Origin of the sequence: Bradyrhizobium sp. S3.3.6 (assembly GCF_040546905.1) — a bacterium.
GTDB lineage: Bacteria > Pseudomonadota > Alphaproteobacteria > Rhizobiales > Xanthobacteraceae > Bradyrhizobium > Bradyrhizobium cytisi.
The window spans coordinates 376,093-397,146 of the sequence record NZ_JBEPOT010000004.1; the positions used below are offsets into that span (position 1 = coordinate 376,093).

The 21,054-nt window shown below is 63.6% G+C and carries 20 protein-coding genes; 9 read left to right on the top strand and 11 right to left on the bottom strand.

Going from position 1 to position 21,054, the window contains the following annotated elements; all coding sequences use genetic code 11:
* Nucleotides 1–10: 10 nt before the first annotated feature.
* From ABID59_RS14480 to ABID59_RS14495, 4 genes are all read right to left on the bottom strand, one after another.
* Nucleotides 11–2,008 (bottom strand): DEAD/DEAH box helicase, encoded by a 1,998-nt coding sequence (locus tag ABID59_RS14480; RefSeq protein ID WP_354083805.1) that lies wholly within the window; start codon nt 2,006–2,008, stop codon nt 11–13.
* A 340-nt stretch (nt 2,009–2,348) separates the two neighbouring features.
* A complete protein-coding gene (locus tag ABID59_RS14485; RefSeq protein WP_148752890.1) occupies nt 2,349–2,861 on the bottom strand; it encodes a hypothetical protein in 513 nt (170 codons plus the stop codon).
* 109 nt (nt 2,862–2,970) lie between these two features.
* Nucleotides 2,971–3,411: a VOC family protein gene (locus tag ABID59_RS14490; protein WP_354083806.1), complete on the bottom strand. Its 441-nt coding sequence runs from the start codon at nt 3,409–3,411 to the stop codon at nt 2,971–2,973.
* Between the two features lie 88 nt (nt 3,412–3,499).
* Nucleotides 3,500–4,651, bottom strand: a complete 1,152-nt coding sequence (locus tag ABID59_RS14495; protein ID WP_354083807.1) for a zinc-binding dehydrogenase — start codon at nt 4,649–4,651, stop codon at nt 3,500–3,502.
* Between the two features lie 154 nt (nt 4,652–4,805).
* On the opposite strand from ABID59_RS14495, the gene ABID59_RS14500 reads away from it, so the two are divergent.
* Both ABID59_RS14500 and ABID59_RS14505 read left to right on the top strand, forming a co-directional pair.
* Entirely contained in the window at nt 4,806–5,972 is a 1,167-nt protein-coding gene (locus ABID59_RS14500) for an MFS transporter (RefSeq protein WP_354033377.1), read from the top strand.
* Between the two features lie 69 nt (nt 5,973–6,041).
* Nucleotides 6,042–6,653 (top strand): PilZ domain-containing protein, encoded by a 612-nt coding sequence (locus ABID59_RS14505; protein ID WP_027536189.1) that lies wholly within the window; start codon nt 6,042–6,044, stop codon nt 6,651–6,653.
* Here the strand turns inward: ABID59_RS14505 and ABID59_RS14510 are convergent.
* On the bottom strand, nt 6,640–6,828 hold the full coding sequence (locus tag ABID59_RS14510) for a hypothetical protein (protein WP_354083808.1): 189 nt from the start codon (nt 6,826–6,828) through the stop codon (nt 6,640–6,642). The genes ABID59_RS14505 and ABID59_RS14510 overlap by 14 nt on opposite strands.
* Before the next feature lie 155 nt (nt 6,829–6,983).
* Between ABID59_RS14510 and ABID59_RS14515 the strand changes: the two genes are divergently transcribed.
* Entirely contained in the window at nt 6,984–7,610 is a 627-nt protein-coding gene (locus ABID59_RS14515; protein WP_187435028.1) for a transglutaminase-like cysteine peptidase, read from the top strand.
* A gap of 183 nt (nt 7,611–7,793) precedes the next feature.
* On the opposite strand, the gene ABID59_RS14520 is transcribed toward ABID59_RS14515, so the two are convergent.
* The 5 genes from ABID59_RS14520 to glsA all read right to left on the bottom strand — a co-directional run bounded on the left by ABID59_RS14520 (nt 7,794) and on the right by glsA (nt 14,400).
* Nucleotides 7,794–9,221, bottom strand: a complete 1,428-nt coding sequence (locus ABID59_RS14520; RefSeq protein WP_354083809.1) for a hypothetical protein — start codon at nt 9,219–9,221, stop codon at nt 7,794–7,796.
* 182 nt (nt 9,222–9,403) lie between these two features.
* Entirely contained in the window at nt 9,404–10,741 is a 1,338-nt protein-coding gene (locus ABID59_RS14525) for a metal-dependent hydrolase family protein (protein WP_354083810.1), read from the bottom strand.
* A 25-nt stretch (nt 10,742–10,766) separates the two neighbouring features.
* The gene (locus tag ABID59_RS14530) at nt 10,767–11,330 is read right to left on the bottom strand and encodes an HdeD family acid-resistance protein (RefSeq protein WP_148752883.1); all 564 of its coding nucleotides are present in this window, start codon (nt 11,328–11,330) and stop codon (nt 10,767–10,769) included.
* A gap of 363 nt (nt 11,331–11,693) precedes the next feature.
* Complete coding sequence (locus ABID59_RS14535) at nt 11,694–13,334, bottom strand: MFS transporter (RefSeq protein WP_354083811.1); 1,641 nt, start codon at nt 13,332–13,334, stop codon at nt 11,694–11,696.
* A 67-nt stretch (nt 13,335–13,401) separates the two neighbouring features.
* Nucleotides 13,402–14,400 (bottom strand): glutaminase A, encoded by a 999-nt coding sequence (glsA, locus tag ABID59_RS14540; RefSeq protein ID WP_354083813.1) that lies wholly within the window; start codon nt 14,398–14,400, stop codon nt 13,402–13,404.
* Between the two features lie 386 nt (nt 14,401–14,786).
* On the opposite strand from glsA, the gene ABID59_RS14545 reads away from it, so the two are divergent.
* Nucleotides 14,787–14,996 carry a hypothetical protein gene (locus ABID59_RS14545; protein WP_187435026.1) on the top strand — a complete coding sequence of 70 codons (210 nt, stop codon included), beginning with the start codon at nt 14,787–14,789 and terminating at the stop codon, nt 14,994–14,996.
* Between the two features lie 18 nt (nt 14,997–15,014).
* Here the strand turns inward: ABID59_RS14545 and ABID59_RS14550 are convergent, their stop codons facing one another.
* Nucleotides 15,015–15,722 (bottom strand): GntR family transcriptional regulator, encoded by a 708-nt coding sequence (locus tag ABID59_RS14550; protein ID WP_354083814.1) that lies wholly within the window; start codon nt 15,720–15,722, stop codon nt 15,015–15,017.
* 268 nt (nt 15,723–15,990) lie between these two features.
* Between ABID59_RS14550 and ABID59_RS14555 the strand changes: the two genes are divergently transcribed.
* The 5 genes from ABID59_RS14555 to ABID59_RS14575 are packed head-to-tail and all read left to right on the top strand — an operon-like array spanning nt 15,991 to nt 20,888.
* Nucleotides 15,991–16,977, top strand: coding sequence for an ABC transporter ATP-binding protein (locus tag ABID59_RS14555; RefSeq protein WP_354033369.1), 987 nt, complete (start codon nt 15,991–15,993; stop codon nt 16,975–16,977).
* A 43-nt stretch (nt 16,978–17,020) separates the two neighbouring features.
* Nucleotides 17,021–18,310 (top strand): ABC transporter substrate-binding protein, encoded by a 1,290-nt coding sequence (locus ABID59_RS14560; RefSeq protein ID WP_354033368.1) that lies wholly within the window; start codon nt 17,021–17,023, stop codon nt 18,308–18,310.
* Complete coding sequence (locus ABID59_RS14565; protein WP_148752906.1) at nt 18,310–19,269, top strand: ABC transporter permease; 960 nt, start codon at nt 18,310–18,312, stop codon at nt 19,267–19,269. Before ABID59_RS14560 ends, ABID59_RS14565 begins: the two co-directional genes overlap by 1 nt.
* Nucleotides 19,270–19,272: 3 nt before the next feature.
* A complete protein-coding gene (locus tag ABID59_RS14570) occupies nt 19,273–20,151 on the top strand; it encodes an ABC transporter permease (protein WP_354033367.1) in 879 nt (292 codons plus the stop codon).
* A 5-nt stretch (nt 20,152–20,156) separates the two neighbouring features.
* Complete coding sequence (locus ABID59_RS14575) at nt 20,157–20,888, top strand: aspartate/glutamate racemase family protein (protein WP_354083815.1); 732 nt, start codon at nt 20,157–20,159, stop codon at nt 20,886–20,888.
* Nucleotides 20,889–21,054 lie beyond the last annotated feature (166 nt).

The following is a 21,054-nucleotide window of genomic DNA, read 5'->3' on the forward strand; positions in this document are numbered from 1 at the left end:
CTGCCGGGGTTCAGCCGCGGTGCTTCTTCTTGGCCTTCTTGCCCGGCGCACCCTTCGCTGGCCACGGCGCGACCGAAGGCTCTGCATGGCCAGGCTTGCTCTTGTGCTTCTTTTTCTTTCCGAAAGAAGGAGCATCCTCGAATTTCGGCCCGCGCTCGCCGTGTGATTTTCCGGCTGGCTTAAAGCCACCGGCGTCGCGCGCGCGATCGTCGCGGCGTTCGCGATGATCGCTGTCTCGGGTCTCGCGCCTGGGCGCTTCGAACCGCTCTTCGGGAGCCGCCTTTGCTTGCGGCGCACCCGTCATCGGCTCGAGGCGGATATTGTCTTCCTTGTCCGGACGCTTGATCTTGGCAGCGAAGGATTCCGCAACCCGCTCGGTAATCTCGAACTCGGTCGTGGTGTCCATGATCTTGATGGCGCCGATGTCGCCCTTGTCGATGCCGCCGCGACGGCAGATCATCGGCAAGAGCCAGCGCGCTTCCGCGTTCTTTCTTCGTCCGATGTTGGCCCGGAACCATACGGTAGCCTCTGTCATGCCGTGCTTCGGCGACGATTTCCCCGATTTGGGTCGGGGCCTCTCGGAGCGGTCATCGCCGCGCGGCTTTCGATCGTCGCGCGGCGTGCGATCGTCGCGCGACGTGCGATCGCGCGATGTCCGATCGTCGCGGCCACGATCGTCGCGCGGCCGGCCACGCGCCTCGCCGGGATCGAGAATGTCTTCAGGTGACGGCAGCCGCGCCCGATAGAGCCGCGCGAGTGCTGCGGCGATGTCCTCGGCCGACCGCTCGGCCAGCAAGGCCTTCGCCAGCTCGAGATCGTCGGCGGTCGTCTCCTCGGTGAACAACACGTCCTTCATGCGCTCATGATCGAGCTTGCGAATCTCATCCGCCTGCGGGGCGGTCCCCCAGACGGCGTCGATGCCGGACAGATTCAGCAGCACCTCCGCACGCCGCCGTCGTATCGGCGGCACCAGCAGAACGCTGACGCCCTTCCGGCCCGCACGCCCGGTGCGGCCTGAGCGATGTTGCATGACCTCCGCGTCATTGGGCAGATCGGCGTGAATGACGAGGTCGAGGCTCGGCAGGTCGATGCCCCGCGCCGCCACATCGGTCGCGACGCAAATTCGGGCGCGCCCGTCCCGGAGCGACTGGAGCGCCAGGGTACGCTCGTTCTGCGTCAACTCACCGGAGAGAGCGACCACGGAAAAACCGCGCTCCAGCAGCGCCGCCTGCAAATGCCTGACCGCATCGCGCGTGTTGCAGAACACCAGCGCGCTCGGCGACTCGTAGAAGCGCAGCACGTTGACGACCGCATGCTCGACATCGCCGGGAGCGACCCGGATGGCGCGGTACTCGATATCGGCGTGACCGCCCTCGTCGCCGGCGACCTCGATCCGGAACGCCTGCTGCTGATACTGCTTCGCCAGCGCCACGATGCCGCGCGGAAACGTCGCCGAGAACAACAAGGTGCGGCGCGTGTCCGGGGTGGTCTTGAGGATGAACTCCATGTCCTCGCGAAAGCCGAGATTGAGCATCTCGTCGGCCTCGTCGAGCACGACGACCTTCAATTCCGAAATGTCGAGACGGTTGCGCCGCAAATGATCGCACAGGCGGCCGGGCGTGCCGACGACGATATGGGCGCCCGCGGCCAGCTCGCGCTGCTCGCGGCGCGGGTCCATGCCGCCGACGCAGGAGACGACGCGCGCCCGCGCATGCTCGTAGAGCCATGTCAGCTCGCGCTGGACCTGCAAGGCGAGCTCGCGGGTCGGCGCGACGATGAGGGCCAGAGGGGCTGCGGCCTGCGCGAACCGCTCGGCACCATCGAGCAGATCCTTGGCCATAGCCAAACCATACGCGACGGTCTTGCCCGAGCCGGTCTGAGCCGACACCAGAAGGTCGCGGTCGACGGCATCCTCGCCGAGCACGGCGAGCTGAACCGGGGTCGGTGAATCGTAATTGCGCTCAGCCAAGGCACGGGCGAGCGGCGCAGTCAGGGCCGGAAAAGACACGGGATGGAAAACCTTGGTTGGTCCGGGGCGCGGAACGGAAAGCCGGGGCGCCTGACGCTGCAGTCACTGCAGAAGGCCCGGTCACACCCACGATGATTTTGATTTGGACGCTATTTACGCCAGAAGCAGCCAAATCACCATGGCTTTGATGCATGGCCTTGGCGACAGGGTGAACAAGGCCGGGATGCTCAGCCCCGGCGCTTTTGGCGCGCTTTGACGCCTTCAGCGCTCTTTTGGACTGGAACGGCGGACTTTTGCTGCCATCTGGCCAAAATTGTGCACCGAACACCGGCGACAAGGCCGCCGCCGCGGCGCGCAAGCTCGCATAGAGGGTGCGGTTCTAGTCCCTTGACGTCACGAGCCTGCTGAAGCTGCCCGCGAGCCTTGTTCTGAGCCGCACGACATAGTCTTTCGCGGCGCGGCTCAAGGCGCGGATGGCGCGCCAGGCTTCGGTGGCCTGCAGCCATGTCTTCATCTCGGTGAACTTCCCGTACACCCAGGCGAATGCCGGAATCCGCATCAGCTTGTCACGGGTGAGGTGGAACAGGCGCTCGACCAGCACGAGCTTGAGCAGCTCGCAACCGACAAATGCCGACACACCGCTGAGGAACTGACCGGTCGCGACAAGGTATGCGGCCACCGGCTTGATCGGCTCCAGGATGATAACAGGCACGGAAAACAGCGCGAGCGACGGATAAGGCGGCAGCGATTTGATCCAGGCACGCAGCCGCTTGAATTCGAAATGCCGCGCCAGCCAGCCCGAGATCGGCCGCGCCACGGCCATGAACACCGCATCCACCAGGAAGTAGATGGCAGCCAGGATGTAGGTGACGGGTTTCAGGATTCGCTTCACGATAACTCTCCCGTCAATTGAAAGCCGGAACCTTGGCCTTAGTTTCACCGTGACGTGAATAAGTCGCGGATTCCCTGAGGAACTTTTTGGGCATTCGGTCCCGTCCATCTCAGATCTCGGCATAAATCTCCAGAAGATTGCCGTCGGGATCCCGGAAGAACAGCGTCCGGTGCCCGAACGGCTGGTTCGTCGGTGGCGACAGCAGCGCCACGCCCTGCCGCACGAGCTCGTCAGCGCACGCATCGACCTCGGCTGCGGAGACCCTGAAGGCCAGTTGCAGCGAGGCGCTGCCCGTCGGCGTCGGCGGATCAGCCGCGGTCCGGCTTGGTCGCGCCAATGCGAGCGTGTTGCTACCGAGGCCATACTCGATCCAGTTCGGCGACAACTCGCGCAGCAGGGACAAGGCGAGCACGCCCTCATAGAAGCGCCGCATCGCCGCCATGTCGCGCACGAAGATGACGGTGTAGTCGATCGCGCGGATGGCATTGAAGGGCGAGCGGGTGCGTGGCTTGGATTCTGTTGTCTGTTCGCTTGTCACCTCGTCCTTCATTCCAAACTCCGGCTCGTAGCCCGCATGGAGCGGAGCAGAATGCGGGACCAGCGGCCCCGGATTGCGCTGCGCTCCATCCGGGCTACTGTTATTCCACCAATTCCGGCCAAGGCACGATGGTCGACTTCACTGTCTTCATCGCCATCGCGTCCTTCACGGCGTGCGCGATGCCCGCTTCCGTGAACGGATAGATCGTCTGCATCTTCAGCCAGGGATATTTGTCGCGGGTGCGGTAGAGCATGTCGACGCCGAGCGGCAGATCATTGCCGGTAAAGCCCCAGGAGCCCAGCACGTTGAGGTCCTTGGTGCAGATGCGGTGCCAGGAGGTCTCGATCGAGCCGGCATCGGTGAACTGGCCCATCTCGACATAGGTGCCGCCGTCACGCAGCATCTCGATGCCTTCGGGACCGGCGGTCGGATGGCCCGAGCAATCCATCACCAGATCGGCGCCGAAACCACCCACGATCTCGCGCACGCGCGCAATACGATCTTGCGGCGATTTGATCTCCTCGATGTTCACGGTCGCTTCCGCGCCGAACTCGCGCGCGAGCTTGAGGCGCGGCTCTTCCGGCGCGCCGACGCAGATGACGCGCCCTGCCCCCATCTCCCTGGCGGCCGCGACCGCCAAAATGCCGATCGGGCCCGAGCCCTGGATCACCACCGTATCGCCCCAGCTGAAGCCGCCGGCGCGGGTCGCGCGGTTGAAGGCGCGGATGCAGGAGGTCAGCGGCTCGGACAATGCGCCCAGCCGCAGCGACATATCCTCGGGCAGCTTGTAGATCTTGGTGCCCGGCAGCATGTCGAGGTCGACGTAGACGTATTCGGCCCAGCCGCCCCACATGTGCGGCACCTTGTCGAAGCCGAGATAGCGGCCGTAATAGACCGGCGTCAGGCATTTGTTGGCGGTCTGCGGATAATGGATGCAGTAGTAGCAGCGGCCGCACGGCATCAACGGCGGGATCATCACCTTCGATCCGACCTTGAGCGGCTTGCTCATGAAGTCTTCGGTGAATTCGTCGCCGCATTCGACGATGACGCCGCCAATCTCATGGCCGAGCGTGAACGGCCAAGGCAGCGGCTTCGGCCAATGGCCTTTCAGGATATGCAAATCGGTGCCGCAGACGCCGCACGCGCCGATCTTGATCAGCGCACCCTTGCGGCCGACCGTCGGCCACGGCACAGTTTTGATCACGGGCTCTGAGCCTGGTCCGGCGTGGGTGCAGACGCGGATCTGTTGCATGGCTGTTTCCTCGGCGCCCGTTCGTTGTGTTTGTTTGGTGCGGGCGTGAGGTGAAGCGTAAGTGAGATGCGCGGTGGCGCCAAGGTGCGGGCTAGCAGCCTGTTGACTCTGGTCCCCACCGCACGCTTGATAAGCGGGTTGGGGAGACCAGGCATTGCGCAATCGCTGGGGCATTCTTGCGATCCTGTTCGTTGTTCGCCTCACCATCGCGTTCCAGTTCCAGAGCGTGGCGGCGGTCGCACCGCTGCTTGAAAAGACCTTTGGCGTCGGGCTCGCCGATATCGGCCTCCTGATCGGGCTCTATTTCACCCCGGGCGTGGTGCTGGCGCTGCCGGGCGGCGCGATCGGCCGGACGCTCGGCGACAAGCCGACGACGATCGTGGCCCTGCTGCTGATGACGGCCGGTAGCCTCGTGATGGCAACCACCGACATCTGGGGCCTGCAGATGGCGGGCCGGCTCGTCTGCGGCGCCGGCGGCGTGCTGCTGACGGTGCAACTCACCAAGATGGGCACCGACTGGTTCGCGGGTAAGGAGATCGCGACCGCGATGGCGATCTTCGTCAACTCCTGGCCGGCAGGCGTTGCGATCTCGCTGCTGGTGCTGCCGGCGATCGGCACCGCCTATGGCGCGGGCGCCGTATTCGCAGCGACTGGTGCGCTGAGCGCGATCGGCATCGTCCTGATCACGCTTTACCAGCCGCCGCCGGGCGCAACAGTCACCGCGGCCGGCTCAGGCCGGCTCGATCTGCTCGCACTGCTGGCGGTGATCGTCGCGGGCATGATCTGGGGCCTCTATAATGTCGGCTTCGCCATGATCTTCTCGTTCGGCCCCTCCTTGCTCGCCGAGCGCGGCTGGAGCATCGCGGGGGCCGGCTCGGCGATCAGCGTCGTGATGTGGCTATCGGTGGTTTCGGTGCCGGCGGGCGGGTACCTTGCCGATCGCTTCAAGCGGCCCTTTATATTGGCGATTGCGGCAAGCCTCGTCGTGGCCGCCCTGCTGGCCTGGCTGAGCCGATCGGATGCCGTCATCACCATCCTCGTCCTGATCGGCCTGATCGGCGGCCATCCGGCCGGCCCGATCATGAGTCTCGCCGCCCGCGTGCTCGTCCCGGAGACCAGGGCGATCGGCATGGGCGTGTTTTACACCCTCTTCTACGGCGCGATGATGCTGGGGCCGGCGGTGGCGGGGTGGCTGGCCAAATCGGTGGGGACGGCGGCGGTCGCGCTCGACCTCGGCGCACTGGCGGTATTGGCCTGCCCGCCCTTGATGTGGGTTTTTGAACGCATTGTTTCGGTGCGTCATCGCCGCGCCAAATCATAACGCGGCATTAACCCTGTGCACCTTAGGGTCGTCCCGGACTCCGCCCGGGCGGGGGGTCGGGTAGTGAAAATGGCGTTGGCGAACAAAAAATTTCTTCCGGCCGCCGAGGAACGTCGGCGTTTCCAACGGGTGAAGGTTCACCTGCTCGGCCGTTACATGCTGCCGGATCGCCGTGAATTTCCCTGCCAGGTGATCAACATGTCGCCCGGCGGGCTTGCGCTGCTCGCGCCCGGCATCGGCAATGTCGGCGACCGCGTGGTCGCCTATCTCGACCATATCGGCCGGGTCGAGGGCAAGATCACCCGGATCATCGACAACGGCTTCGCAATGACGGTCGGCGCGACGCCGCGCAAGCGCGACAAGCTCGCGGCCCAGCTGACCTGGCTCGCCAACCGCGACATCCTCAACCTGCCGGAGGACCGCCGCCACGACCGCATCGTGCCGCGCAACCCCATCGCGGTGCTGACGCTCGAGGACGGCACCAAGATGACCTGCCGCATCATCGACCTGTCGCTGTCCGGCGCCGCCATCGCCGCGGAGAATCGCCCGCCGCTGAAATCGACGGTTCTGCTCGGCCGGGTCCAGGGCCGCGTGGTCCGAAACCTCGAAGATGGCTTCGCGCTGGAGTTCTTGCACTCGCAGCCGATCGAGACACTCGAAGAGAGCGTTACCGCGCGGTAAAGCGAAAGCGCGCCAAAACCCCTGATTTCTCGGCCTCAAAGGCGGCTTCCGCGATGCGGATGCCGCCTTTTTCGCGTCCGGTTGCGGCCTCACGCCGGTTAACGCGCAGCTTGTTCGCGCACTGAAACTGCAGTTCCGCCAGCGTTTCCGCGTTAATCCCTACAATTTGAATCAATTGCAGTATTCTCCAATTTTACTCGAATTATATTCAAGTATAGGTCGAAATCTCCGCGCCTTTTACTTGTATTCGTCTCGACTTGACTTGGTTGACTTAGCGGCAACTCAAAAGCTCCATGCGAAATGTGGTCCCAACAAGAAACGGGGGCCGCAATGTTGGACTTCAGGGGACAGGGGAAGAGAGTGGCGATCGCCGCCATGCTCTTCGGGATCAGCGCGGCAGCGCAGGCCGGTGAAAGCCGTCTGCTCTACGCGAGTCTCGGCGACACCACGCGTGCGCCGATCGGCTGGGTCGAGTTTTGTGCAGAGAATACCGCTCAGTGTCAGGGCGGGCCGACGCAGCCGCGCGACATCGTGATGTCGCAGACCGCGTGGCGCGACCTGACCAAGGTCAATCGCTGGGTCAACGAGACCATCAAGCCTTTGACCGACCAGGACCACTGGGGCGTGATCGAGAAGTGGTCGCTGCCGACCGACGGTTACGGCGACTGTGAAGACTACGTGCTGTTGAAGCGCAAGATGCTGATCGATGCCGGATGGCCGCGCGAGGCCCTGCTCATCACCGTCGTGCGCGACAAGAAGGGCGAAGGACACGCGGTGCTGACGGTGAAGACCGACAAGGGCGAGTTCGTTCTCGACAATCAGAACGAGAGCGTCGTTGCCTGGACCGAGACCGGCTACCGCTTCGTCAAGCGCCAGTCGCAGGCCGATCCTAATGTCTGGGTGTCGCTCGGCGATACCAAGCCGGCGGTCTCCACCGCCAGCGCAAGAGATCAGTAGAGATAAGCGAAGGAGTTACGCGACCCGGTCACATCCCCACCCCTCCCCGTCCCAGACCGGTTCGCGCGCGGCCAGGCTTCCCCCAAAGCCTGGCCGCAACTTTTTTGGGGGCAAGAGCGCGTGGCCGCGGCGATGGGCTGTCAAGACGAGCTCGCGATGTCACTCCATCGTAACATCCGGGCCTTAGTCCGCCCAGGCGCCCTCGCGAAGGTCCCAGGTGCGATGTCTGTAGGGGCCCGACCAACTCGTCAAGAACGCGAAGCCATCACCTTGAAAATTAGCCTCGATCGCTCCGTCTCGAATACGGCGTCGATCGAACGGCACGACGCTGAGATCGAGTGAGGGTGGAAGTTCTCCCGGTTGCGCAATGATCTTGAGTATCTCCTCAGCTGATTTTGCCGAGATTCCAAAACTGTGATCCGGGTACCACCAAGCATAACGATAGGGTGACCCGATCAGAATCGGTTCGCCATCCCCGATCTCGTAAAATTCCTGAAACCGGTCTGCAGTTTCGGACACGCGCGTTCTCTCGTCCGACAGAATGTCGCGAATTGACCTGGCCGCGGCCAGCGCTCCGCATAGTTGAAACACCGTCTCATAATTTGCTAGTGCCACGCGACGCGCCGGAGTCGCACGCGGCCGTCCTCCGCCACGCTCGCGGCCACCATCATCGCCGCCGTCGCCCAACCCACCTGTATCGTCCGCTTCGCGCTCGCTGCGCCGTTCGTCCTGCCGATATTCAATTTGAGGCGCCGTTCGCAAATCCATCTTTGACCGGTCCTCCTGTTGCTCCTCGTCGTGGTGCAGTTCGGCTTCCGCCTCGGCAGGCGCCGGCAGGATCTGCCCTGTCGCCGCGGCCGATAGCGGGACCGGCACCTTGTGCGGCTGCAAGGCAGTTTGAAATTTGTGCGAGCTGGCGATAGCGAGGGTCGACTCCCTGCTGCCTGGTACCGATCCATAGGCCACGCCGTAACCCGCAGCGATCAAGCATCCATCGGCCTTGGCGCCCAGATACTTCTTCACTTGTCCGCCGAAGGCCTTCTTGGCGAGCCGCTTGATCGCAGGGCGTGGGCCGCCGGTCTTGGAGAGACTCCCTTTCGCCTCGACGGCGATCAGTTGCCCTGGCTCGAAGCCGCCTTTGCCGCCCGGATCATAGACGAAATCCGGTATCCGCTCGTCGGTTACGTCAACGCCCTTTGCGATGACGAAACCAGCGTCGTTCCCGTTCGACCGCCAGTGGCAATTGAAATGCTCCATGACGAGATCTGCCACAGCCGCGCCAACCTCACCGGAGATCGCAGGCCTTATGTCGGCAAGAATTTCGAGCTTATCGCTGAAACTGAACTCTGCTTCCTCTTTCTCGAGAAAAACGTTGATACGCTCAGCAGTCGGCATCGCGACAGAGCGAGCAAGCTGCAACCGCTCTTCCTGAGTCAAACCTTTCTCAGGCAGCGCCATGGCCAATGTCCTCGCCAGGGACATCACCAGATCTTCCCATTCAAAGGCGATTTCATCTGGCCACTCAAAATGAGCAACTGCGTCGCCGGACTCATTCGGCACATGGATCGCGTTCAGATCGCTGATGGACTTCCGTGGTGGCTTCCAATTCATAGCTACCTCCAGTCCTACGTGATGAAATGACTTAAACTATCACAAGTTGTGATCTCGGTCGACAGCCGCAATCATCTGCAAGGTTCAGCGCAATGCGGAGCTGATCGGGCAGCCGCACTGACGGAACCTTCAACAACCAGGCTTCCCCCAAAGCCTGGCCGCAACTTTTTTGGGGGCAGCTTTCAGCGCGGCAGGATGTTCTTGTAGACTTTGCCGCCCTTCATGATCACCACAAAATTCGTCGCGGGATCCTCGACAAGGGCGATGTTGTCGAGCGGATTGCCGTCGACCAGGAGGAGATCGGCGAACGCGCCCTCCTCGACCACGCCGAGCTTGCCGGGATAGGGATTGCGCGGGCCCGACAGGCTCAACAGCTCGGCATTGGTCGACGTTGCCATCGTGAGCGCTTCGGCCGGCGTGTACCAGCGCGTCAGCGCGGCGAGCATTGAGCCCTGCCTCTCCGCCATCGCCTGCGAGAACAGGACGTCGGTGCCGAAGGCGGTCTTGAGGTGATACTTCTTTGCCAGCGCATAGACGCGGTCGGTGCCGGCAACGACCTGCCGCATCTTGTCCTGTTCCGAAGGCCCGAGCGCGGCGGCTGCGGACATATCCAGGAACGGCTGCGTGCTGAGCCAGATCCCCTTCTCCGCCATCAGCTTCGCGCTCGCCTCGTCCATGAGGTGACCGTGCTCGATGCATCTCACGCCGGCGGCGATCGAGCGCTGGATCGCGACCGGCGTATAGGCGTGCGTGGCGACGTAAGTGCCCCAATTGTCGGCGGCCTCGACGGCGGCGCGCAGCTCGGGCTCGGTGAAGGTCGAGACATCCAACGGACTGAAGGGCGAAGCGACGCCGCCGCCCGCGGTGAGCTTCACCTGGGAAGCACCCTGCATCAGCTGCTCGCGCGCGCGCACGCGCACTTCGTCCGGGCTGTCGGCGACCAGGCTGCCGCCGATCAGCTCCATGCGGCTGAGCATGCCGCCGATCGTTCGCGGCAAATCGGTGAGCTGGCGGAAATCGCCATGACCGCCGGTGATGGTGATGATGGCGCCGGACGGATAGATGCGCGGGCCGGCGACGAGATCCTCGTCGATGGCCCGCTTGAGGCCGAAGCTCGGCCCGCCCATGTCGCGTATGGTGGTGAAGCCGCGCATCAGCGTGGCCGTCGCCTCACTGGCGGCGAGCAGATTGTTGTAGCCGACATCGCCGAGGGCCGCCATCGGCGTCGGCCTCACCAGCATCGCGTGCCAATGCGCATCGATCAGTCCCGGCATCAGCACCCGGCCGCCGCCGTCGATCATCTGGCCAGTGGCCGCGATGTCCGCGGTCGATATCTTCTCGATCTTGCCATCCCTGACGAGGACATTGGATACGGCCGAGAGCGTCGCATTGTTGCCGTCGAAGATCTTGACGTTGCGGAACAGGACGGCAGAATCCTGCTGGGCCGGCGCGGGCGATGCGCTCCAGACAATCATTGCGAGCAGCACCGCGAGGCCGGCCCGCGCACTCAATCCCGACATGTTCAATCTCCGCGCTGGGGTGCCGCTATGTGGCCGCTGCGACGGGCCGCCAGGCAAAGGTCAGCCAGCCGATGCCGTGCGACAACAGATCGATGCCGAGCAGCATGCCCAACACCCAGAGCCCGGTCATCGGAAAGCCGGTCAGGATGACAAGGCCGGCGAGCACGCCGAACAGGCCGGAGGCCAGCATGATGCCGCCGCCCTGCTGCCAGCGGCCGATGCCGATCAGCATGCGGACTATTCCGGAGACGAGGAGCGCGACGCCAAGCGCGTAGGTCAGCAGCAGCGCGCCGGTCAGCGGCTGGCTGATGAGAACGATGCCGAAGGCGATGTAGAGAACGCCAAGCACCACCTGCCAGACAAAGCCGCCCCAGCCCTTGGTCCAGAACGCGTGGAAGATCTCGAAGGCGCCGGTGGCGATCGCCATCCAGCCGATGAACAGCGCGCTGATCACGGTGAAGAAGGCAACGTCGCCCAGCACCATCAGCCCCGTGAACACCATGAAAAGACCCAGCAGCACGCAGACCCAGCGAGATGGCTGTGGCAGCCCGGTCGCGCCCATCGGCGCGCTGTGATCGTAAGTCGTCATGACATCCTCCCTCGGTTAATGCCAACGCCAGCCGCAATGACGGCGACCACGATGCCACCAGCATACCCAACGCCGGCGCCGCCGGTGCCATGACGGCGGTCGCGGCGGCGGCCGACGAGGTGGGCGGTGAGCCGGAGGCCGTGGCCGGGTCGATTGCGCATAAACCCGTCCCGCGGGTTCGCGTCTGGTCGAAGCTGGTTGATCGAGCGGCGACACGTCCACCAAGGCGGCGGCGTCCTGCGGCCACAGGCTCACGCCTGCACCTGCGACGATCACGCCTCCGAACATGAGGTGCAGCGCGTCGCGGCGATCCATCTCATTCATGGGGGTCTCCTTCGCGAAATCCCCTGCCCGGTTTCGAACTCACGTTTTCGCTGTGGTCTCATCGCTCGGAATCTCGCCCGGCAGATAGTTCGGCAGCCGTCCCGCCGGGATGATCGCGATCAGCGCGAGGCCCGCCATGATCAAGAGTCCGATCTTCAGCGCCCGCAGCCGAGCCTCGGTGTTGACGCGGACGGCTTCCGCGACCTGCTCCGGCGTGCCGCTGGTGCGCTCGAGCACGCTACGCAGGCGATCGTTGCTGACGAAGGTGATGTTGCCGAGGTCGACCTGCGCCTGCAGCTCCGGCGTCAGCACCGGGCTCGCCGTGATCTTGCCCAGCGCAATGGTGCTGAGCAGGCCGACCAGCAGCGCGCCGGCCACCGCCGTGCCGAGCGCCGCAGCCAGATTTTGCGTGGTGCCGCGCAACGAGCCGACGTCGCCGGCGAGCGCCTTCGGCGACGCCGTCACCAGAACGTTGAACAGCAGCGTCACCAGCGAGCCCTGGCCGATGCCGAACAGCACCAGCCCGAACAGCACAGGGACCTCACTCCAGTCGTTGCGCACGACGAAAGCGAGCCAGACCAGCGCGATGGTGCACAGCGCAAAGCCGTAGCGGCCGATCTGCCGCGGCGTCAGCCGCTCATAGACATTCACGATCAGCATTGCCGAGAAGAAGACCGTGAGATTGAACGGCATCATCGCAATCGCAGTCGCGATCGGCGAACGTCCCTGCACGATCTGGATATAGAGCGGCACGGTGAAGTTCAGCGCGGCCTCCAGCGCCACCACCGCGAACAAGGCGAACACCGCACAGCGCTCTTCCGGCGAGTCGATCACCTCGAGGGCAAGGAGCGGCGTCTTACCAGCGGCCTGGCGCCGGTGCGTCCAGAGCAGAAACCCCTGTCCCAGCACGATTCCGAGCACGATCATGATTGGCGCGGGCGACAGGCCAAGCAGATCGAATGGCGCATTCGCCGTCGCAACCGCGAGGCCCCAGCCGTTCAGATTGTTGAAGCCGAAACTGATGAGGATGATTGCGCTTGCGGCAAGCGCGACGCCAATCAGGTCGATCTGCACGTCCGGCCGGCCACGATCGGGCTTCAGACGAAAGCTCATCAGGAAGACGATCGCCGAGGCGGCGATCAGGATGCCAAACGCCGGCCGCCAGCCGATATAGGTCCCGAGCACGCCGCCGATCACGAAAGCCAGAACACCGGCCGCCGCGCGCGCCGAGCCGAGCACGCCGAGTGCGGTGGCCTGCTGACGGCCGGCATAGTTCTCGGCAATCAGCGCGACGAGCGAGGGCACAATGACCGAGCCGGACGCACCGCAGAGCGCCTGCGCCGAAATCATGACCGTGGCCGTCGGGCTGAACGTCATCATGAGCTGCGAGATGAAGAAGAGAACGACTGCGCCGCGGAACACCTGCAAGGCGCCAAAGCGCTGAGCGAGCTTGGCACCGAGCATCACGAAGCCCGCCACCAGCATTGAATACGCCACGATCCCGGTCGCGACCGTGGTCGGCGCCACGCCGAAGCTCGTGACCATGCCGCCCATCGCCACCGGCAGCGAGGCCACGTTGAACGACATGATCATCTGGCCGAGCGCGATCGAAATCATGGGAATCCATGACACGCGCTCTTCCCCGTGAATGCCGCCGATCGAGATTGTCTGCGTGGCCATGACGTCCTCCCGCTTGATGGGGGTTACGATCGATCAGGCCAACGGCCCGCCGATCGTTTTTGCGCATTCATTGCTCCGGTTGCGATACGAACAGATCCATCCCCAGCCGCTGCGACAGAAATTTTGCCGCGAGTTGTCCCCGCACGCTGTTGCCGGCGGCATCGAGCGGCGGGGCGAAGGTGCCGAAACCTCCCTTGCCCGGCGACACCGCCACGATGCCGCCGCCGATTCCACTCTTGCCGGGCAGGCCGATGTCGTAGAGCCAGTCGCCTGACGTCTCATACAGTCCAGCGGTGATCATGACGGCGAGCGCGTAATGGCAGACCGAGGCATCGACGACACGCTTCTTGGTGACTGGGTTGACGCCGCCATCGGCCAAGGTCGCACCCATCACGGCAAGATCGCGGGCGCTCACATTGAGCGAGCACTGCCGCGTATAGAGATCAGTCGCTTCCTTCGCGTCGCAATAGATGCGGTCGTAGCTCTCCAGCAGCCGCGCGATGCTGCGGTTGCGGAAATTAGTCTGCGACGCTGACGCATAGACTTCCTCGTTGAGCGGCAGTTCGCGGCCAGCGAAGCGCGACAGCCCGTCATGGATGAACGTCCATCGCGCCGCAGCAGTGGCGCCCGGCGCAAGACTGGTGGCCGCAATCGCGCCGGCATTGACCATCGGATTGGTGCGGCCGCTACCCTGTTCGATCGCGGCGAGCGAATTGAATGGAAGCCCGGTCGCGTTGGCTCCGAGCTTGGCGCGCGCTTCCTCGGGCCCGATGGTCTCGCAGACCAACGCAAACAAGAACGGCTTTGACACGCTCATGATGGAGAATTCGTAGTCGAGGTCTCCGGCGCCATAGACATGGCCGCTGGTGCCGACGACGCAGACGCCGAACAGCTCGCTCGGCACCCGGGCAAGCGCCGGATAGACCTGCGAATTCTCGCCATCGCGATTTGATTTGAAGCGTCGCTGCGCCTCATTCACCAGCGACTGCACAGCCTCCGGACTTGGCAGATGGCCGGTCGAAACGTATGCCGGCTCCCGCTCATCGATGACTGAATGCGACGCCATCGCACCACTCCGCAGAACGGATCCAACTCATGTCGGCTCGGTTCTAGAACTCAACGCGCATCAACCAATAGATGCCGATGATCCTGTCGAGTCAATTTACAACCACAGGGAGATTCTGCAAGTCAGCCATACGAGTCGATGAGAGATACATTGGTCGTGGCAGCAGAACATTTCTACTCCTCTACTCCGCAAAATGCGTAAGCGCGGCTGCCTCACTTGCATCGAACTCTAGTCAAAAGGCGGACATCGGATTCGGCCCGCGATCAACGCAAGATTGCAACCCTCATTAACAGGAGTACGATCCGGTGCGGCCTGCGCAACAAGAGATCATGGGGCGAGAGACAAACTTTGCAAGCAGGCCGCGACATCAAGTGGCGAGGCGTAATATGGTGGCACAAACAAGTGACGGACACGTCCTGCTCATCAAGAAACTCGGCGGGCTCTTCGCAATCATCATCGGATGCCTGCTGACCGCGGTCGGCGTAACCTTTGAATCCAGCGGCACGACTCTCGTCGGTGTCCTGCTGCTGGTCATCGGTGCTGTTTTGCTGGTGCTGAAGATCGTCAGGCGCAACCAAGGATCTTCGCTGCCCTAGCCGAGCGGTGCGATTCGCTTACGCGCCCAACACGTCGGCGAGCCGCAGCTCGTCAGCGGCGGGATCCTTCAGGAACAGCTCGGCCTCGATCTCGTTCAGATGCGACAGCATCTGCGCACGCGCAGTCTGGTTGTCGCGCTTGCGGATCGCGGTGACGATCCCGGCGTGATGATCGGTGCCGCAGGCGGGCGTGTCGTGACGGCGATAGAGTAGGATGATCAGCGAGGAGCGCGCGATCAGCTCCTTCAGGAAACCGAGATAGATGCTGTGGCCGCTCATCTCGGCGATGAGCCGGTGAAATTCGCCGGAGAGGCGGACTGAGGCGCGCGTGTCGCCACGCTGCTCGGCCTCGCGCTCTTCAGCCAGATGTTGCTGAAGGCGATTGATCCATGCTGGCGAGACGGCATCGACAGCATGATCGACGATGGTGGGCTCGATCAGCCGGCGCGCCTCGAACACCTCGCGGGCGTCCGCCGGCGTCGGGCGCGCGACGAAGGCACCGCGGTTCTTCTCGATGTTGACGATGCCCTCATGCGCGAGCTGCTGCAGCGCGGTGCGGACCAGCGTGCGGCTCGCGCCATAGATCTCGCCGATCTCGTCCTCGCCGAGCTTGGTGCCCGGCAGCAGCCGATGCTCGAGGATGGCCGCAGTCACGCCCTCCCTGATCCGGCTGACGCGATCGCTCGCGTCGGGCACATCGGATTTCGGGCGGGATTTGGCGGCCATCAGTTCGAAGGACTGGTTTGAGGGCTCGGTCTACGACATCAGGTCTCGAATGGTAGTCGACGAGCTGTATCCAATCACAGGCGAAACTTTATACAATCTTCGCCCATTTCGTGTGCACATCCCTGCCCGGCCCGTGCGCCGGACAACCGCGCCGGATTCGGTCTAACGACCTGACTCCGCTGCACAGTTTTAAAATTCGACCAAATTTGCACTGTTGGCACGGACCTTGCGGAGAGAGACGGAAGATCGCCCCTCTCGCGGACACGCCATGGCCACTCCCGCCGCTCTCGAACTGGTCGCCGTCACCAAGCGCTACGACACGACGCTGGCGGTCGACACCGTCAATCTGAAGATTCCCGCCGGCACCTATTGCTGCCTGCTCGGCCCCTCCGGCTGCGGCAAAACCTCGACCTTGCGCATGATCGCAGGCCACGAGGCGGTCAGCGAGGGCGACATCATCCTGGGCCCCCAGAACGTCACCGACCTCGAGCCTGCCAAGCGCGGCACGGCGATGATGTTCCAGTCCTACGCGCTGTTTCCGCACCTGAGCGTGCTCGACAATGTTGCGTTTGCCCTGAAAATGCGCGGCGTCGATCGTGCGACGCGGCATAAGCGGGCCGGCGAATTGCTGGAGCTGGTGGCGATGAGTCCCTATGCAGGCCGCCTGCCCGCCCAGCTCTCCGGCGGCCAGCAGCAGCGCGTTGCGCTCGCCCGCGCGCTGATTACCGAGCCGCAGATCCTCCTGCTCGACGAGCCGCTGTCGGCGCTCGATCCATTCCTGCGGGTGAGGATGCGCGGCGAGTTGAAGCGGCTGCAGCGCGAGCTCGGCATCAGCTTCATCCAGGTCACCCACGGCCAGGAAGAGGCGATGGCGCTCGCCGACCACATCGTGGTGATGAACCAGGGCAAGATCGAGCAGCAGGGCACGGCCCGCGACATCTTCCACCATCCCCGCACCGAATTCGTGGCCCGCTTCATCGGCGGTCACAACGTCCTCAGCGACGCCGGCAAACTCATCGCCGTGCGCGCCGATCAGCTTGGCATCAAGCCGGTCACTGACGGTGCGTTTGGCGCACCGGCGCTGCTGACCCAGACCGAGTATCAGGGCTCCTATGTCGCCGTCTCGCTCACGCTCGACGACGGTACCGCCCTGTTCTCCCACGTTCCCGAAGCCACCTTCGACGTCCATCCGTTTCGTCCAGGCGATCGCGTGCTGGTCACCTGGGATCCCGTCAAGGCGCAACGCCTGCAATAGCGCCGTCATCATAGAAAATGCGCAACACAGAGGAGTGACTGGAATGACCGAGACCACCAGAAAGACCGGCGTCAGCCGCCGCACGCTACTCAAGAGCACCGCAGGTCTCGCCGGCCTTGCCGCCGGCTCCGGCGCCATCACCGGCTTCCCCTACGTGATGTCGGCCGAGCCGAAGGTGCTGCGCTATCTCGGCACCGCCGTGAACGAGGGCGACGACATCTCCAAGCAGTGCCTGAAAGACACCGGCATCAAGATCGAATACATCACCGCGACCACCGACGACGTCACCAAGCGCGTGATGACCCAGCCGAATTCCTTCGACGTGCTGGACACCGAATACTTCTCGCTGAAGAAGCTGGTACCGTCGGGCAACATCCTTGCCCTCGACTCCAAGAAGATCAAGGAGTTCGACAACATCACGCCCGTCTTCACCAAGGGCGAGACCCCCGGCGGCAAGAAGATCGGCAGCCAGGGCACCGCGCCCTGGAAGGTGCTCTATCTCGAGGGCAAGGACTCCAAGACCTTCTCCAAGACGGCGACCGAATTCGTCACGCTGATCCCGACCGTGTACAACGCCGACACGCTCGGCATCCGTCCCGACATCATCAAGCGCCCGATCAGCTCCTGGGCTGAACTGCTCAACCCCGAGTTCAAGGGCAAGGCCTCGATCCTCAACATCCCCTCGATCGGCATCATGGATGCCGCGATGGTCGTGGAAGCCACCGGCAAGTACAAATATGCCGACAAGGGCAACATGACCAAGGAAGAGATCGATCTCACGATGAAGGTGATGACCGAGGCCAAGAAGGCCGGCCAGTTCCGCGCGTTCTGGAAGGACTTCAACGAGAGCGTCAACCTGATGGCCTCAGGTGAGACCGTCATCCAGTCGATGTGGTCGCCGGCGGTGACGAAGGTGCGCTCGATGGGCATCGCCTGCACCTTCCAGCCGCTCAAGGAAGGCTATCGCTCCTGGGCCTCGGGCTTCTGCGTCTCGAAGGGCGTCTCTGGTCCGAAGCTCGACTGGGCCTATGAGTTCGTGAACTGGTTCCTGTCCGGCTACGCCGGCGCATACCTCAACCGCCAGGGCTACTATTCGGCCGTGCTCTCGACCGCGAAGGCGAACATGGAGCCCTACGAATGGGCTTACTGGATGGAAGGCAAGCCGGCCGAAAAGGACATCAAGGCGCCCGACGGCTCGCTGCTCGAGAAGGCAGGCGCGGTGCGTGACGGCGGCTCCTACGAGGACCGCATGGGCGGCGTCGCGTGCTGGAATGCCGTGATGGACGAGAACGACTACATGGTCCGCAAGTGGAACGAGTTCATCGCCGCGTGATGGATACGTCGGAAGACATCCTGCAACAGCCATCCCCGGACCTCGTCCGGGGATCGGAGACGGCGCGCCCTGCGAAAGCGGCGCGCCTGTCGCCCTCCTTCATCTCCTGGCTTCAGGCCGGGCCGATGATGCTGGTGTTTCTCGCCTTCTTCCTGATCCCGCTCGTCTTCGTCGTCATCGTCTCGTTCTGGGATTACAACGAATATCAATTGCTGCCGACTTTTTCGGGCCGCGGCTACACCGACACGTTCGAAGGCTGCATCGCGCAGCTCCCCGATCTCTGCACGATCGGGCGAACTTATGTGAAGACCCTGAAGCTCTGCGTCATGGTCTGGGCGATCACGCTCTTCATCGGCTTCTGGGTCGCTTACTTCCTCGCCTTCCATGTCAAGTCAAAGACCTGGCAGATGGGCTTGTCGCTGCTTTGCACGATCCCGTTCTGGACCTCCAACGTGATCCGCATGATCGCCTGGATCCCGCTGCTCGGTCGCAACGGCCTGGTGAACTCGGGCCTGGTCAAGAGCGGGCTGATCAACCAGCCGCTCGAATGGCTGCTGTTCTCCGAATTCTCCGTGGTGCTGGCGCTGGTGCACCTTTTCACCTTCTTCATGGTGGTGCCGATCTTCAATTCGATGGTGCGCATCGACAAGTCGCTGATCGAGGCAGCCTATGACGCCGGCGCCACCGGCTTCCAGACGCTGGTCAACGTCATCATTCCCCTGGCCAAGCCCGGCATCGTGATCGGCTCGATCTTCGTGATCACCATCGTGATGGGCGACTTCATCACCATCGGCGTGATGGGCGGCCAGCAGATTGCCTCTGCCGGCAAGATCATCGAGACGCGGGTGAACGCGCTGCAATTCCCGGCCGCGGCCGCCAATGCCGTCATCCTGCTCGTCATCACCTTCCTGATCATCACCATGATGTCGCGCATCGTCGACATCAAGAAGGAGCTGTAGGCGATGAAGGAAGGACGCCCGCGCTCTTTCTACGTGCTCGCGATCTTCTTCGCGGCCTATGTGCTGTTTCTCTATGGCCCGATGATCGCGATCTACGTGCTGTCGTTCCAGGGACCGCAAGGCGGCCTCACCTTCCCGATGAACGGCGTATCGACCTACTGGCTGGCAAAGCTGTTCCAGGGCACCGGCATCGTCGATCTCGGCGCAGCCTTCCGCCGCTCGCTGCTGCTTGGCGTCATCGTGATGGCAGTCACCGTCGTGCTGTCGGTCGCTGCCGGCATGGCCTTCCGCCGGAAGTTCAAAGCGCAAAGCATCCTGTTCTACTCGGCGATTGCGAGCCTTATCGTTCCCTCGATCATCACCTCGCTCGGGATCTCGCTCGAATTCCGCATCATCGACGATTTGATCAAGGCACACTGGAACGAGAATTTCGAGACCTCGATGGGCCTGCTCACCTCCGGACTCGGCGCGCATCTGACCTGGACGCTGCCGTTCGGCCTCCTGATCATGTTTGCGATCTTCAACCGCTTTGATCCCCGGCTCGAGGAAGCCGCGCGCGATCTCGGTGCGACGCCGTGGCAGGCCTTCCGCCATGTCGTGCTGCCGATCATCCTGCCCTCGGTGATCGGCATCGGCCTGTTCGGCTTCACTCTGTCCTGGGACGAGCTCGCGCGCTCCAGCCAGGCGATCGGCGCGGTGAATACATTGCCGCTTGATCTCCAGGGCCTCACCACGACCGTGACGAACCCGGACATCTATGCGCTCGGCACCATCATCTCCGCGGTGTCCTTCGCGGTGATCACGCTTGCGCTCGGCACCATCCACATGCTCAACAAGCGGCAGGCGGCCAAGGGCTCGGACGCCGGCAAAGGGCTTGTCTAACTGCGATGCGACTGCACGTCGTCAATCCCAACACCACCGCGTCGATGACGGCGAAGATCGCCGCGGCGGCGCGCGCGATCGCGCAGCCCGGCACTGTGATTGACGCACGCCAGCCCGCGATGGGGCCGGTCTCGATCGAAGGATTTTACGACGAGGCCTTCGCCGTCCCCGGCATGCTCGGCTGCATCCGTGACGCCGACCGCGACGGCACGGAGGCGCACATCATCGCCTGCTTTGATGACACTGGCCTCGATGCCGCGCGTGCGGTGGCAAAAGCGCCTGTGATCGGTATCGGCGAAGCCGGCTTCCATGTGGCGAGCCTGATCGCGGCGCGCTTTGCGGTGGTAACGACGCTCGGTGTCTCCATCGTGCCGATCGAGCATAATTTGCGGAAGTACGGCCTCGCCGAGCGCTGCGTCCGCGTGCGCGCCGCCGAGGTCCCTGTGCTCGCGCTCGAGGAGCGCAACGCAGACGCCCTTGGCAAAATCTCCGCGGAAATCGCGGCCGCGATTCGCGACGACCGCGCCGAGGCCATCGTGCTCGGCTGCGCCGGTATGGCCGATCTTGCCGCCGAGCTCTCCGCCACCCACGGCCTGCCGGTGGTCGACGGCGTTGCGGCGGCGGTGACGCTGGCCGAGGGACTGGTGCGGCTTGGGCTGACGACGTCCCGACTCGGCCCCTACGCGGCGCCGCGTTCGAAGACCTATTCAGGCCAGTTTGCGACGTTTCAGCCGTAAGCCCTCCGGTCGACGATGAGTCCGCCCGCCTCCGCGGCACCTTCGCATCACGATAGGCTGTACCGTGATACTCTCCGCTCAACCCGAATTCGGCCCGACAGGGACTTCTTTTGGGCGTGCCGCCCTCGCCCGCCAGAGCCGTCGCCTTGGGTCAATTGCGCTTTTT